Consider the following 12561-nt stretch of genomic DNA (forward strand, 5'->3'; position numbering starts at 1 on the left):
GCAAAGCCCAGGCGATCAAACGGCAAGCACGTCCGAAAAGGCTTGGGTGCGGACCAGCCGGGCATAGAGGCCGCCGGCCGCCATCAGCGCGGCATGATCGCCCTGCTCCACCGCGCGGCCATTCTCCATCGCGACGATCAGGTCGGCATCGCGCACGGTGGACAGCCGGTGCGCGATGACGAGCGTGGTGCGCCCGGCACGGAGCCGGGCAAGTGCTTCCTGCACCAGCCTCTCATTCTCGGCGTCGAGCGCGCTGGTCGCCTCGTCCAGCAGCAGGATGCGCGGGTTGCGCAGCAGCGCGCGGGCCAGCGAGACGCGTTGCCGCTGCCCGCCCGAAAGGCGGGAACCGCCGGAGCCGAGCACCGTGTCGTAGCCCTGCGGCAGGGCGGCCAGGAACTCATGCGCCGCGGCGGCACGGGCGGCGTCCTCCACCGCGGCGCGCGTCGCGCCGGGGCGGCCATTGGCGATATTCGCGAAAGCCGTATCGTCGAAGATCACCGCCTCCTGCCCGACATAGGCGATGGCGTCGCGCAGGCTGACGAGGGTGACGCTGCGGATATCGGTACCGTCGATGCGGATCACGCCCTCCGTCACGTCGTGCAGGCGCGGCACGAGCGCGAGCGCCGTGGACTTGCCAGCGCCGGAAGGGCCGACCAGCGCCACGGTGCGGCCGGGCTCCGCGATGAAGGCCAGGCCGGTCAGCGCCGCATCCGTGCCGCCGCCCTCGTAGCGGAAGCCGACGGCATCGAATTCGATGCGGCCCCTGCCTTCCGGCAGCGGCACCGCGCCGGCGGCGTCGACGATGCGCGGGCGTTCATCGATCACCGCATAGACGCGGGCGAGGCCCGCCAGGCCTTCCTGCAGCGCCGCATTCAGCGACCCCAGCGCGCGCACGGGGCGGGAGGCGATCAGCAGGGCCGCGACGAAGCCGGTGAACTCGCCGATGGTCCCGGCGCCCGAGCTGACCCGCCAGCCGAGGAAAGCGATGACGGCCGCGACCGCGATGCCGCCCAGCGCTTCCAGCATCGGGTCGAGGCTGGAGCGGGTGCGGGCGATGCTCTGCAGGCTGTCGCGCAGCCCCGCGAAGATGCGGGCGGCGCGCGCCTCCTCCTGGTCCTCCAGCCGATAGGCGCGGACCACCCGCGCGGCGGCGAAGCTTTCGGTCAGCACCGCGGCGGTCTCGCCCACCCGGTCCTGCACGCCGCTGGAGGCGCGGCGGATGCGCTTGCCGAGCTTGGTGATCGGCAGGATCGCGATCGGGTACATCAGCCCGGCGATCAGCGAGAGCTGCCAGTCGAGCCACACCATCGAACCGATCAGCCCGACCACGGTCAGCACATCGGCGATGGCGTTGATGGATTTGGTCAAGGCTTCCCGGATCATCGCGGCATCAGCGGTGAAGCGGGCCGCATGGCGCGCCGGCGCATCACGCGCCACCGTCGCGAGATCGGCCCGGGTGAGCGCCCGGAACAGGTCCTGCTGCAGCCCCTCGATGACGCGCAGCACCACCGACTGGATCGCCACCGCCTGGCCGTACTGGGCCGCGGATTTCGCGAGGGTGACCGCGATGATCGCCGGCGGGATGAGCCAGAGCAGATCCATCCGGTTCGCGGTGAACAGGTCGAAGCTCTGCTGGATCACCACTGGATAGAGGGCGGTCAGCCCCGCCATCACCACCGTGCAGACCAGCGCCAGCACGATCCCCGGACGGTGCCGGCGGACCTGCTCCTGCCAGAGACGCAGGGTGAGGAGGCGGGTGGACGCGGGAAGCGGCTTGGCCATGGGCGCGGCTTAGAGCAGATCCCGTTCGGGTGAAATCACCCGAACGGGTGAAGATGCTCGCAAAACAAAAAGGTTGGAGCGGCCGAAGTGGGCGCCGCGAAGCTGAAGCCGCTCCCGCTGGTGCGGCGGTGATGCGCCGGCGGCCCGCCCCGGGGCCGCGGCGCCTTTCGAATTTCCGCTTGCGCCGGGCAAGGCGATGCAGTAGTTCTCTTTTTGTTCCGAGTGGTCAGACAGGCGGCGGGGTCGATCCCCCTCTCCCCTAGGCCCCGTCGTCTGCTTCTCGGAGACGCCGCGCGAGTTCGGCGCGGCAAGCTTCGGCGTCGTCGACGCAGCCCCGGTCCATCCACCATTCGCGCACGGCGGCCAGCAAGGCGCCGACCCTGGGGCCTGGCGCAGCGCCGAGCGCCAGTGCGTCGCGCCCATGCAGCGGGAATTCCGGGACCGGCAGGGCCATCAGACGGGCACGAAGCAGCGTGCGGTCGGTACCCTCCCGCGCCTCGGCCAGTGCCGTGCGGGCCAGCAAGGCGTCCCGACCATGGATCGCAAGAGAGCGTCGGAGCATGGCGTCGTCGCCCTCCGGCGCCGGACCGCGTGTTGCGGCGAGCGTTGCTTCCTCGGCCCGGGAGAGCTTCAGGCGGCGGGCCAGGCCCGCGATGTCGGCATCGTCCCGCAGCAGGGCCGAAAGGCGGAGCAGCGGGTCCGCCGCGGCGATCCGGGCCAGCACGTCCGGTGGACCGGCCTCCGGCAGGATGGCGGGCAGCACGCCGGTCGTGGCCATCAGGGCCAGCGACTCGGCGGCCAGTGGCCCGGCGAGAAGACGCTTCAGCTCCATCCAGACCCGCTCGACCGAAAGCCGCGCCAGGCCCGGGACCGCGGCCCGGATGGCCGCCAGGGCGTCCGCATCAGGCGCGCCGCGGCCGTAGCGCGCCTGGAACCGGAAGAAACGGAGCGCGCGCAGATAGTCTTCGGCCAGCCGCGTCGCGGGGTCGCCCACGAAGCGCACCCGCCCGGCCGCCAGATCTTCCCGCCCCCCGAAATAGTCGAACAGCGCGCCATCCGGGGCGAGCGACAGGGCGTTGATGGTGAAGTCGCGCCGCGCCGCATCCTGCCGCCAGTCGGTGGTCCATTCGACCTCCGCGTGGCGGCCATCGGTCGCGATGTCACGGCGAAGCGCCGTGACCTCCACCGGCACGCCGCCGCGGACCGCGGTGACGGTGCCATGCGCCAGCCCGGTCTCGATCACCTTGAGGCCGGCGGCGCGCAGCAGGCGGGCGATCTCCTCCGGCGGCAGCGGGGCCGCGACATCGACATCATGTACCGGCAGCCCGGCCAGCGCGTCGCGCACCGCGCCGCCGACCGCGCGGCTGCCGGGCAAGGCGGCCAGCACGGCCGCAGGGGCCGGCTCCGCCAGGGCCGGCGGCGGCGGGACATGGGCGACAGGCCGATCGGCACTCACCGGACCGGCTCCGTATGCCCGGGGATGATGCGGCCATCCTGCACATGCGGTGCCACGTAGTGGCCCGGGGCTTCGCGGCGGGACAGGCCGTACCAGGCGGCGAAGCCGACAGCGGCCAGCACCGCCACGGCCGCGAAGATCAGCACCGCGGCGGAGGGCTCACCGTCCGGGTTCCGCTTTCGCCACAGGACGAAGGCCGCGAAGGGGAGCAGGAAGAACAGGATGGCGACGACGAAGGACACGACGCCATCCTAACCACAAAACGCAGTCAGGAGGCGTCGTTGAGGTGGCAGGCGCTGATATGACCGGGTGCGATCTCCCGGAGCGCCGGACGTTCCACCTTGCAACGCGGCATGGCATGCGGGCAGCGCGGATGGAAATGGCAACCGGGCGGCGGGTTCAGCGGCGAAGGGATCTCGCCCTGCACCACCGAGAAGGCGCGCTTGCGGGAGTCGATCCGCGGCACCGCCGAAAGCAGCGACACGGTGTAGGGGTGGTTGGCGCGGGCGAAGACCTCGGCCGCCGGCGCGGATTCCACCACGCGGCCGAGATACATGATGACGACGCGATCGGAGAGGTGTTCCACCACGCCGAGGTCGTGGCTGATGAACAGATAGGTGAGGTCCAGCTCCCGCCGCAGCTTCATGAAGAGGTTCAGGATCTGCGCCTGGATCGACACGTCGAGTGCCGCCACCGCCTCGTCACAGACCAGGAAGTCGGGTTTCACCGCGAGCGCGCGGGCGATGCCGATGCGCTGGCGCTGCCCGCCCGAGAACTGGTGCGGATAGCGGCGCTTCAGCGCCGGGTCGAGCCCGGCGCGCCGCAGTTGCTCGTCCACATAGTCGTTCCAGTCGCGGCCGGAGACGATGCCATGCACATGCGGCGCCTCACCCACGATGTCAGCGACCCGCATGCGCGGGTTCAGCGAGGCGTAGGGATCCTGGAATATCATCTGCGTGCGCAGCTTCGCCTCGCGCGCATCCTGGGTGTTCAGCACCGTGATGTCGCGCCCCTGGCGCAGCACGGTGCCGTCCGAGGGCGGCAGGATGCCGGCGACCATGCGCCCGAGCGTCGACTTGCCGCAGCCGGATTCACCGACCAGCCCGACCACCTCACCCTTGGCGATGCTTAGGTCGACGCCGTCGACGGCGTGCACGATTTCTTCCCGCACCGGCGCGCCCAGGCGCTTGGCGATGCGGCCGGCGAAGTCGAGCTTCTTCTCGAAGCGGCGGCTGATGCCGCGCAGCTCGATCATCGGCGCAGCGGCGGGGGCCAGGGTCGTGGCACTCATGCGGAGGCGACCTCGGCGGCTTCGAGGATGGGGCGATGGCAACGGGCGTCGCGGCCGGGCAGGATTTCGCGGATCGGCGGTTCGATGCCGCATTCCTCGCCGGCGCGCGGGCAGCGCGAACGGAAGGCGCAGCCCGCCGGCAGCGAGAGCAGCGACGGTGTCATGCCGGGGATCTGGCGCAACGGTTCGCCGCGCTTGTTGCGCGACGGGACGCTGCCGATCAGGCCCGCGGTATAAGGATGCAGCGGGCGGTCGAGCACCTGTTCGACCAGGCCATGCTCGACGACGCGGCCGGCATACATGACGGCGATCTCGTCGGCGAGGCCGGCGACGACCGACAGGTCATGCGTGATCCAGATCAGCGAGGTGCCGGTGGTCGCGGCGAGCTTCTGCACCTCGGCGAGGATCTGGCCCTGGATGGTGACGTCGAGGGCCGTGGTCGGCTCGTCGGCGACGATCAGCTCTGGCCGGTGCAGCAGCGCGATCGCGATCGCGACGCGCTGGCGCATGCCGCCCGAGAACTGGTGCGGATAGGATTTCAGCCGCTCGTCCGGGGAGGGGATGCCGACCATGCCGAGCGTGTCGCGCGCGCGCTGGCGCGCCTCCTCATGACTGACCTTGGTATGCGCCCGGACCGTCTCGATCATTTGGGTGTCGATGCGCAGCACCGGGTTCAGCGTCATCATCGGATCCTGGAAGATCATCGCGATGCGGTTGCCGCGCAGGTGCCGCATCTCCTCCTCGGACAGGCTGGCCAGGTTCTTGCCTTGATAGAGGATCTCGCCACCGACGATGCGGCCCGGCGGATCGACCAGGCCGATGATCGAAAAGCCGGTGACCGTCTTGCCGGAACCGGATTCGCCGACGAGGCCCAGCACCTTGCCGCGCGGCACGGTGAAGGAGACGCCGTCTACGGCCTTCACCACGCCGGCGCGGGTGAAGAAATGCGTCTGCAGGTTCCGCACCTCGAGCGTCGGTGCGGCGGAGATGGGGCTGGCGGAGATGCTGGCGGCGGTCATGCCTATTTCTTCAACCGTGGGTTCAGCACGTCGCGAAGCTGATCGCCGACCAGATTGATCGAGACGATGGTGATGAGCAGCGCGATGCCGGGATAGAAGCTGATCCAGTACTTGCCACTCAGCATGTACTCATAGCCATTGGCGATCAGCAGCCCGAGCGAGGGCTCCGTGATCGGCACGCCGAGGCCGAGGAAGGACAGCGTCGCTTCCAACGCGATCGCGCGCGCCACCTGCATGGTGCCGACGACGATCAGCGGCGGCAGGCAATTGGGCAGCAGATGGCGGAACAGGATGCGTCGCGTCGGCAGCGCGAGGCATTGCGCCGCCTCGATGTATTCGCGCCGGCGCTCGACCAGCGCGGTGCCGCGCACGGTACGGGCGTAATAGGCCCATTCGACGATGACCAGCGCGATGACGACATTCGTCACGCTCTTGCCGAGGAAGGCCAGGATCATCAGCGCGGCGAGGATCGCCGGAAAAGAGAGCTGGAGGTCGACCAGACGCATGATCGCGCTGTCGGTCTTGCCACCTGCATAAGCGGCCAGCAGCCCGAGCGAGGCACCAACCAAGCAGGCGATCAGCGCCGAGCCGGCGCCGACGGTGAGCGAGATGCGCAGCCCGTACATGATGCCGGACAGCATGTCGCGGCCCTGATCGTCGGTGCCGAGCCAAAAGGTGAAGCCGTCGCCGCCGACCGTCCCCGGCTCCATGCGCCCGTCCATGATGTCGAGCTGGGCGAGGTCATAGGGGTTCTGCGGCGAGATCCAGGGCGCGAAGATCGCGATCAGCGCGATCAGCGTGAACACGATCAGGCCGCCGAGCGCGATCTTCGATTCCGCGAATTCCGAGACGAAGCGCCGGAACGGCGTCTCGACCTTGGGCGGTACCGCAGGAGCAGCGGGAGCCGCGGGAAGCGTGGTGGTGCTCATCACTTGCCCTCCAGCCGCACGCGCGGATCGAGCACGGAATAGGTGAGATCCACGACCAGGTTGATGGTGATGAACATCAGCACGATGATCATCAGATAGGCGACGATCACGGGACGGTCGAGCACGTTGATGCTGTCGATGATCAGCTTGCCCATGCCGGGCCAGGCGAAGACGCTTTCCGTCACCACGGAGAAGGCGATGGTGGAGCCGAGCTCCAGACCGACCACGGTCACGACCGGGATCAGGATGTTCTTGAACACATGCACGAAGGTGACGCGGGCCGGGCTCAGCCCCTTGGCGCGCGCGAACTTCACGTAATCCATCAGCATGGTCTCGCGCACCCCGGCCCGGGTCAGCCGGATGACGAGGCTGATCTTGAACAGCGCCAGATTCAGCGCCGGCATGGCCATATGGGCGAGCCCGTCCCTGGTGAGGAAGCTCCAGCGCATGCCGAGGATCTCCCGCGTCTCACCGCGGCCGGTGGAGGGCAGCCAGCCGAGCTGGACCGCGAAGACCATGATGAGCATGAGCCCGACCCAGAAGGTCGGCAGCGAGAAACCGAGGATGCTGCCGGCCATGATCCCCTTGCTGACCGGCGAGTTCGGCTTCAGCCCGGCATATAGGCCGAGCGGCAGCCCGACCAGCAGGGCCAGGAACATGGCGCCGAAGGCGAGTTCCAGCGTCGCCGGCATGCGGTTCAGGATGAGCTGCAGCGCCGGTTCGTTGAACACGAAGCTGCGGCCGAGATCGCCACGCAGCGCGTTGCCCAGGAAGGACAGGTACTGGAGCCAGAGCGGCTTATCGAGGCCGAGCGCCACGATCGCGCGCTCACGCTCGATCTGGTCGGCGTCCGGGCTGATCAGGATCTCGACCGGGTCGCCGATGGCGAAGACGCCGATGAAGACGATCAGCGACATCACCAGCACGACACCGAGCGCCTGGATGAGGCGCCGCAGAAGATAGACGCTCAAGCTCTTACTCCTTTACCGCTCCGCGGCGGGCTCCTTTGCCGCTCCGCGGCGCGCTTCTTATCGTGCCGCGGCGGGGCGCGCGTCCTGCGCCAGGGTCAGCTCGTCGGCACGCGCGTTGTAGGCGATGCCGCGCCGCGTCGCCCAGATATTGGTCTGGATGTGCAGGGGAATGACGCCGACATCCTCGGCCGCGATGCGCTGCGCCTGGATCACCAGCTCCTCGCGCCGTTCTTCGTTCAACTCGGACAGCGATTGCAGCAGCAGGGCATCGACCTGCTGGTTGGAATAGCGGCCGCGGTTGGACGAACCCCAGCCGCGGTCCCGGCTCACCGTCGCCAGGATGTTGCGCAACGGATGCGAGCCATCCGGGTTGCTGCCCCAGCCGATCAGGTGGGCGGAGGTGTCGGCCCGGCCGGCGCGGGCCACGAAGGTGGTCCAGGGCTGCGCATCGACTGCCGTGCGCACGCCGATGCGGGTCCACATCTGCCCGACGGCCTGGGCGATGCGGGCATCGTTGATGTAGCGATCATTGGGACTGGAGAGCGTGATACGGAAGCCCTGCGGATAGCCGGCCTCGGCCAGCAGGCGACGGGCACCGTCGGCATCGAAGGCGACCGGCGGCAGGTTGGGGACGAAGCCGTAGGTGCCTTCCGGCAGGAATTGCCCCGCGGGGACGGCAGCGCCTTCCATCACGCGGTCGACGATGGCGCGGCGGTCGATCGCCATGGAAAGCGCGCGGCGCACCCGCACATCCTGCAGCGGGTTGCGGCCGAGCGGCTGGCCATTGTTGTCCGTGATGAACGGTGAATTCTCGTTGGCGGCGCGCAGGTGATCGAGGCCGATGAAGATCAGCCGCAGGCCGACCCTCTCGGAAATCGACACCCGCTGGTCCTGACGCAGTCGCGCGAGGTCGCTGGTCGGCACCTGGTCGATGAGGTCGACATCGCCGGCCAACAGCGCCGCGGTGCGGGCCGCATCATTGGTCACCATACGATAGTTGACGCGGGCATAGGCGGGACGCTCACCCCAATAGGTGTCGTTCCGCTCCAGCTCGATGCGGTCGCCCATGCGGTGGGAGACCACGCGGAAGGGGCCGGTGCCGATCGCCGCGCGGCCGGCGTTGAAATCTTCGGTCGTCGAGCGCTCATGCGTCTCGCGGTCGAGGATGCGGACATTGGTCATGTCGAGCGGCAGCAGCGGATAGGGCTCGGCCGTATGGAAGCGGATGGTCAGCGGATCGACGATCTCGATACGCTGGATCGGGCGGGAATAGGCCGCGAAGGAGGATGGGCTGTTCGGCACGTTCGGCAGGCGGCCGAGCGTGAAGGCCACGTCCTCGGCCGTGAAGGCGCTGCCGTTCTGGAAGCGCACATTGGGCCGCAGCTTGAATTCCCAGACGGTCGGTTCCACCGCGCGCCATTCCAGCGCCAGGCCAGGCTCCTGGCGCGATCGCTCATCGGTGTTGACCAGCCGATCGAAGATCATGTCCGCCGCGGCGTTGTTCGGGGACAACTGGTGGTAGTGGGGGTCGAGGGAGGTGACCGGCGCACCGACTGCGATGGTGAGTGTCTGCGCCTGGGCGCTGGCCACGGCAAAAACGCCGAAGGCAGCGGCGACCGCCACTTTCTGCAACATCTTCATATAGCCCCCAGAACCGTCCCTAAGCCTCCCTTGTAGCAGCGCGATCAAAGCCTCGCTAGGCTCAGCTCGTCTATACAGCCTGGAGAAACACCGGATGCGTACGACCACACGCCGCGCCCTGGTCACGGCGCTGGCCCTGCTGCCTTTGGCGGCGCCTGCCGGGGCGCAGAACCTGACCATCGGCATCGGCGGCTCGGTGACGTCCCTCGACCCGCATTTCTACAATGCGTCGCCGAACAACAGCCTCTCGATGCATCTCTTCGACCGGCTGGTGGAGCGCGACGCACGCGCGCAGCCCTATCCGGGGCTCGCCACCGAGTGGCGGGCGATCGAGCCGACCGTGTGGGAGTTCAAGCTGCGCCCAGGGGTGAAGTGGCATGACGGCCGCGACTTCACGGCCGACGACGTCGCCTTCACCATCGAACGCACGCCGAACGTGCCGAACAGCCCGGGCGGCTTCGGTGGCTTCGTGCGCGCCATCCGGCGGGTCGAGATCGTTGATCCGCTGACCATCCGCTTCCATACCGCAGCGCCGCATCCATTGCTGCCGACCGAGCTCGCCTCGGTCGCCATCATCTCCCGCCACGCCGCGGGCAACGCCACGACCGAAGACTACAATGCCGGGCGCGCCGCGGTCGGCACCGGCCCCTATCGCCTGGTCTCCTACGCCAATGGCGATCGCACCGAGCTCGCCCGGAACGACGCCTATTGGGGCCAGCGGCAGCCCTGGGCGCGGGTCTCCTACCGGATCATGGCCAATGACGGCGCGCGCAGCGCGGCGCTGCTGGCCGGCGACGTGGACGTGATCGACCAGGTGCCCTCGACCGATCTGGAGCGCCTCGGCCGCGACCAGCGCGTCGTGCTGAGCCGCATCCAGGGCCTCCGGGTGATCTACCTCCAGGCCGATTTCTCACGCAGCGCGAACGTACCCTTCGTGACCGACAATGCCGGCCAGCCGCTGGCACGCAACCCCTTCCAGGATGTGCGGGTGCGCCGGGCACTGTCGGGCGCGATCAACCGCCAGGCGCTGGCCGAGCGCGTGATGGAGGGCACCGCGGCGCCGACCGGGCAATGGCTGCCGGAAGGCACCTTCGGTTACAACCCGGAGGTCGCGCCGCCGCGCTTCGATCCCGACGGCGCCCGCCGCCTGTTGGCCGAGGCCGGCTTCCCGCAGGGTTTCCGCATGACCCTGCACAGCCCGAACGACCGCTACCCGAACGACGCCAAGACCGCGCAGGCGGTCGCCCAGATGTGGACCCGCATCGGCGTGCAGACCCAGGTGGACGCGCTGCCCTGGGCATCTTTCGCGCAGCGCTCGAGCCGCCAGGAATTCGCCATGCGCCTGCTCGGCTGGGGCAGCGTGACCGGCGAGGCGAGCTACATGCTGGTCAATGTCCTCGGCACCTTCGACCGCGAGGCGCGCACCGGCGCGTCCAACATGGGCCGCTACTCCAATCCGCAGCTCGATGCGCTGACCGCGCGCGCGGCATCCACGCTGGATGACGGCCAGCGCGCGGCACTGCTGCGCGAGGGCGTGCAGATGGCGATGGACGATGTCGGGCTGATCCCGCTCTTCCAGTTGGTGAACATCTGGGCGCACCGGCGCACCATCGCCTTCGATCCGCGCATGGACGAGCGCACCCTGGCGATGAGCGCGCGTCCGGCGAACTGAGCGTCCGATCCGGCTGGAGCGGGGCGCGCTTTCGCGCACCCCGCTCAATCCTGAGGCAGGAAGCGGCGCCTCCGGAGAAAGGATATCGAGACATGGCGTAGCGGAGCGGAGTGGGAACGCTCTAGTTTCGCCGCTTCCTGTTTGCCGGAGACATCATCGATGCGCGTGACTTGCTGCCGAGCCCTGCTCGCCTCCTTCGCCCTGTTGCCCTTGGCGATGCCGGCGGCGGCCCAGACCCTGACCATCGGCATCGGCGGTGCGGTCACCTCCCTCGACCCGCATTTCCACAATGCCGCTCCGAACAACAGCCTCTCCATGCATCTCTTCGACCGGCTGGTGGAGCGGGACACCCATGCCCGCCTCTATCCCGGCCTCGCGACCGAGTGGCGCGCGATCGAACCCACCGTCTGGGAGTTCAAGCTGCGCCCCGGCGTCAAATGGCATGACGGCCGCGACTTCACGGCCGAGGACGTCGCTTTCACCATCGAGCGCACGCCGAATGTCCCGAACGCACCGAGCGGCTTCGGCGGCTTCGTCCGCTCGATCCAGCGCGTCGAGATCGTGGATCCGCTGACCATCCGCCTCCACACGGTCGCACCGCACCCGCTGCTGCCGACCGAGCTCGGCTCGGTCGCGATCATCGCGCGCCATGCGGCGATGGACGCCACGACCGAAGATTTCAACGCCGGCCGCGCGGCGATCGGCACCGGTCCCTATCGCGTGATTTCCTATACCAGCGGTGACCGCACCGAACTGGCGCGGAACGACGCCTTCTGGGGCGGGCGGCAGCCTTGGGAACGCGTCTCCTACCGCTTCCTCGCCAATGACGGTGCCCGCAGCGCCGCCCTCCTGGCCGGGGATGTGGACGTGATCGACCAGGTGCCGAGCGGCGACCTGCCGCGCCTGCAGCGCGAGAGCCGGATCAGCCTCGCGCGCATCCAGGGCCTCAGGGTGATCTATCTCTCGCCCGACCGCTCCCGCACCGGCAGCGAGCCCGGCGTCACCGACAATGCCGGCCAGCCGCTGGCCAGCAACCCCTTCATCGACCTCCGCGTGCGCCGCGCGCTGTCCATCGCGATCAATCGGGACGCCCTGGCCGAACGCGCGATGGAAGGCACCGCAGCCGCCACCGGCCAGTGGCTGCCGGAAGGGACCTTCGGCCACAATCCGGCGGTCCCCACGCCTGCCTTTGATCCGGACGGCGCGCGCCGGCTCCTCGCCGAGGCGGGCTTTCCCCAGGGCTTCCGCCTGGTGTTGACCACCCCCAATGACCGCTATCCGAATGACGCCAAGACCGCCCAGGCGGTGGCGCAGATGTGGACCCGCATCGGCGTGCGGACCGAGGTGCAGGCGCTGCCCTGGTCCTCCTTTGCGGGGCGGTCCGCACGCCAGGAATTCGCCATGCGCCTGGCCGGCTGGGGCAGCTCGACCGGCGAGGCGAGCTATACGCTGGTGAATATCCTCGGCACCTATGATCGCGAACGCCGCATCGGCGCCTCGAACGCTGCCCGCTACTCCAACCCTGAGCTCGATGCGCTGACGGCCCGTGCCGTCGCCACCCTCGATGACGGGCAGCGGGAGGCGTTGCTGCGCGACGCCGTGAAGATGGCGACGGACGACCTCGGGATGATCCCGCTGTTCCAACTGGTGAACATCTGGGCGCATCGCCGGACCATCGCCTTCGAGCCGCGGATGGATGAGCGGACCACGGCGATGAGCGCGCGGCCGGCGAATTGAGGGATCCGGGGCCGGGCACCGTTCATGCCCGGCCCCGACCTCTCCCGCGATTGAATCCTGGAA

General features: G+C 69.1%; 10 protein-coding genes. 2 read left to right on the forward strand and 8 right to left on the reverse strand.

The genetic code is table 11. The features are described 5' to 3' along the window. Positions 1-15: 15 nt before the first annotated feature. The 8 genes from GXW71_RS09335 to GXW71_RS09370 form a co-directional block, all read right to left on the reverse strand. Entirely contained in the window at positions 16-1782 is a 1767-nt protein-coding gene (locus tag GXW71_RS09335) for an ABC transporter ATP-binding protein (protein ID WP_211852221.1), read from the reverse strand. A gap of 259 nt (positions 1783-2041) precedes the next feature. After that, positions 2042-3193, reverse strand: a complete 1152-nt coding sequence (locus tag GXW71_RS09340; protein ID WP_246526428.1) for a CCA tRNA nucleotidyltransferase — start codon at positions 3191-3193, stop codon at positions 2042-2044. A 41-nt stretch (positions 3194-3234) separates the two neighbouring features. Beyond that, a complete protein-coding gene (locus GXW71_RS09345) occupies positions 3235-3480 on the reverse strand; it encodes a hypothetical protein (protein ID WP_211852223.1) in 246 nt (81 codons plus the stop codon). 26 nt (positions 3481-3506) lie between these two features. Then, entirely contained in the window at positions 3507-4529 is a 1023-nt protein-coding gene (locus GXW71_RS09350; protein ID WP_211852224.1) for an ABC transporter ATP-binding protein, read from the reverse strand. Then, on the reverse strand, positions 4526-5548 hold the full coding sequence (locus tag GXW71_RS09355; protein WP_211852225.1) for an ABC transporter ATP-binding protein: 1023 nt from the start codon (positions 5546-5548) through the stop codon (positions 4526-4528). Before GXW71_RS09355 ends, GXW71_RS09350 begins: the two co-directional genes overlap by 4 nt. A gap of 2 nt (positions 5549-5550) precedes the next feature. Beyond that, positions 5551-6477 carry an ABC transporter permease gene (locus GXW71_RS09360; protein WP_211852226.1) on the reverse strand — a complete coding sequence of 309 codons (927 nt, stop codon included), beginning with the start codon at positions 6475-6477 and terminating at the stop codon, positions 5551-5553. Next, positions 6477-7448: an ABC transporter permease gene (locus GXW71_RS09365; protein ID WP_211852227.1), complete on the reverse strand. Its 972-nt coding sequence runs from the start codon at positions 7446-7448 to the stop codon at positions 6477-6479. Before GXW71_RS09365 ends, GXW71_RS09360 begins: the two co-directional genes overlap by 1 nt. Before the next feature lie 57 nt (positions 7449-7505). Further along, entirely contained in the window at positions 7506-9089 is a 1584-nt protein-coding gene (locus GXW71_RS09370) for an ABC transporter substrate-binding protein (protein WP_211852228.1), read from the reverse strand. Between the two features lie 94 nt (positions 9090-9183). Between GXW71_RS09370 and GXW71_RS09375 the strand changes: the two genes are divergently transcribed. Together GXW71_RS09375 and GXW71_RS09380 are read left to right on the forward strand one after the other, a co-directional pair. After that, a complete protein-coding gene (locus GXW71_RS09375; RefSeq protein WP_211852229.1) occupies positions 9184-10761 on the forward strand; it encodes an ABC transporter substrate-binding protein in 1578 nt (525 codons plus the stop codon). A 159-nt stretch (positions 10762-10920) separates the two neighbouring features. Then, positions 10921-12498 (forward strand): ABC transporter substrate-binding protein, encoded by a 1578-nt coding sequence (locus tag GXW71_RS09380; protein ID WP_211852230.1) that lies wholly within the window; start codon positions 10921-10923, stop codon positions 12496-12498. Positions 12499-12561: the final 63 nt, after the last annotated feature.

The organism is Plastoroseomonas hellenica (assembly GCF_018129085.1).
Classification (GTDB): domain Bacteria; phylum Pseudomonadota; class Alphaproteobacteria; order Acetobacterales; family Acetobacteraceae; genus Plastoroseomonas; species Plastoroseomonas hellenica.

Excerpts from the sequence above, each read along its gene's own strand:
- GXW71_RS09355 (WP_211852225.1), bottom strand. The coding sequence starts at position 5,548 with ATGACCGCCGCCAGCATCTCCGCCAGCCCCATCTCCGCCGCACCGACG.
- GXW71_RS09375 (WP_211852229.1), top strand. The coding sequence starts at position 9,184 with ATGCGTACGACCACACGCCGCGCCCTGGTCACGGCGCTGGCCCTGCTG.
- GXW71_RS09380 (WP_211852230.1), top strand. The coding sequence starts at position 10,921 with ATGCGCGTGACTTGCTGCCGAGCCCTGCTCGCCTCCTTCGCCCTGTTG.
- GXW71_RS09360 (WP_211852226.1), bottom strand. The coding sequence starts at position 6,477 with ATGAGCACCACCACGCTTCCCGCGGCTCCCGCTGCTCCTGCGGTACCG.
- GXW71_RS09370 (WP_211852228.1), bottom strand. The coding sequence starts at position 9,089 with ATGAAGATGTTGCAGAAAGTGGCGGTCGCCGCTGCCTTCGGCGTTTTT.
- GXW71_RS09350 (WP_211852224.1), bottom strand. The coding sequence starts at position 4,529 with ATGAGTGCCACGACCCTGGCCCCCGCCGCTGCGCCGATGATCGAGCTG.
- GXW71_RS09335 (WP_211852221.1), bottom strand. The coding sequence starts at position 1,782 with ATGGCCAAGCCGCTTCCCGCGTCCACCCGCCTCCTCACCCTGCGTCTC.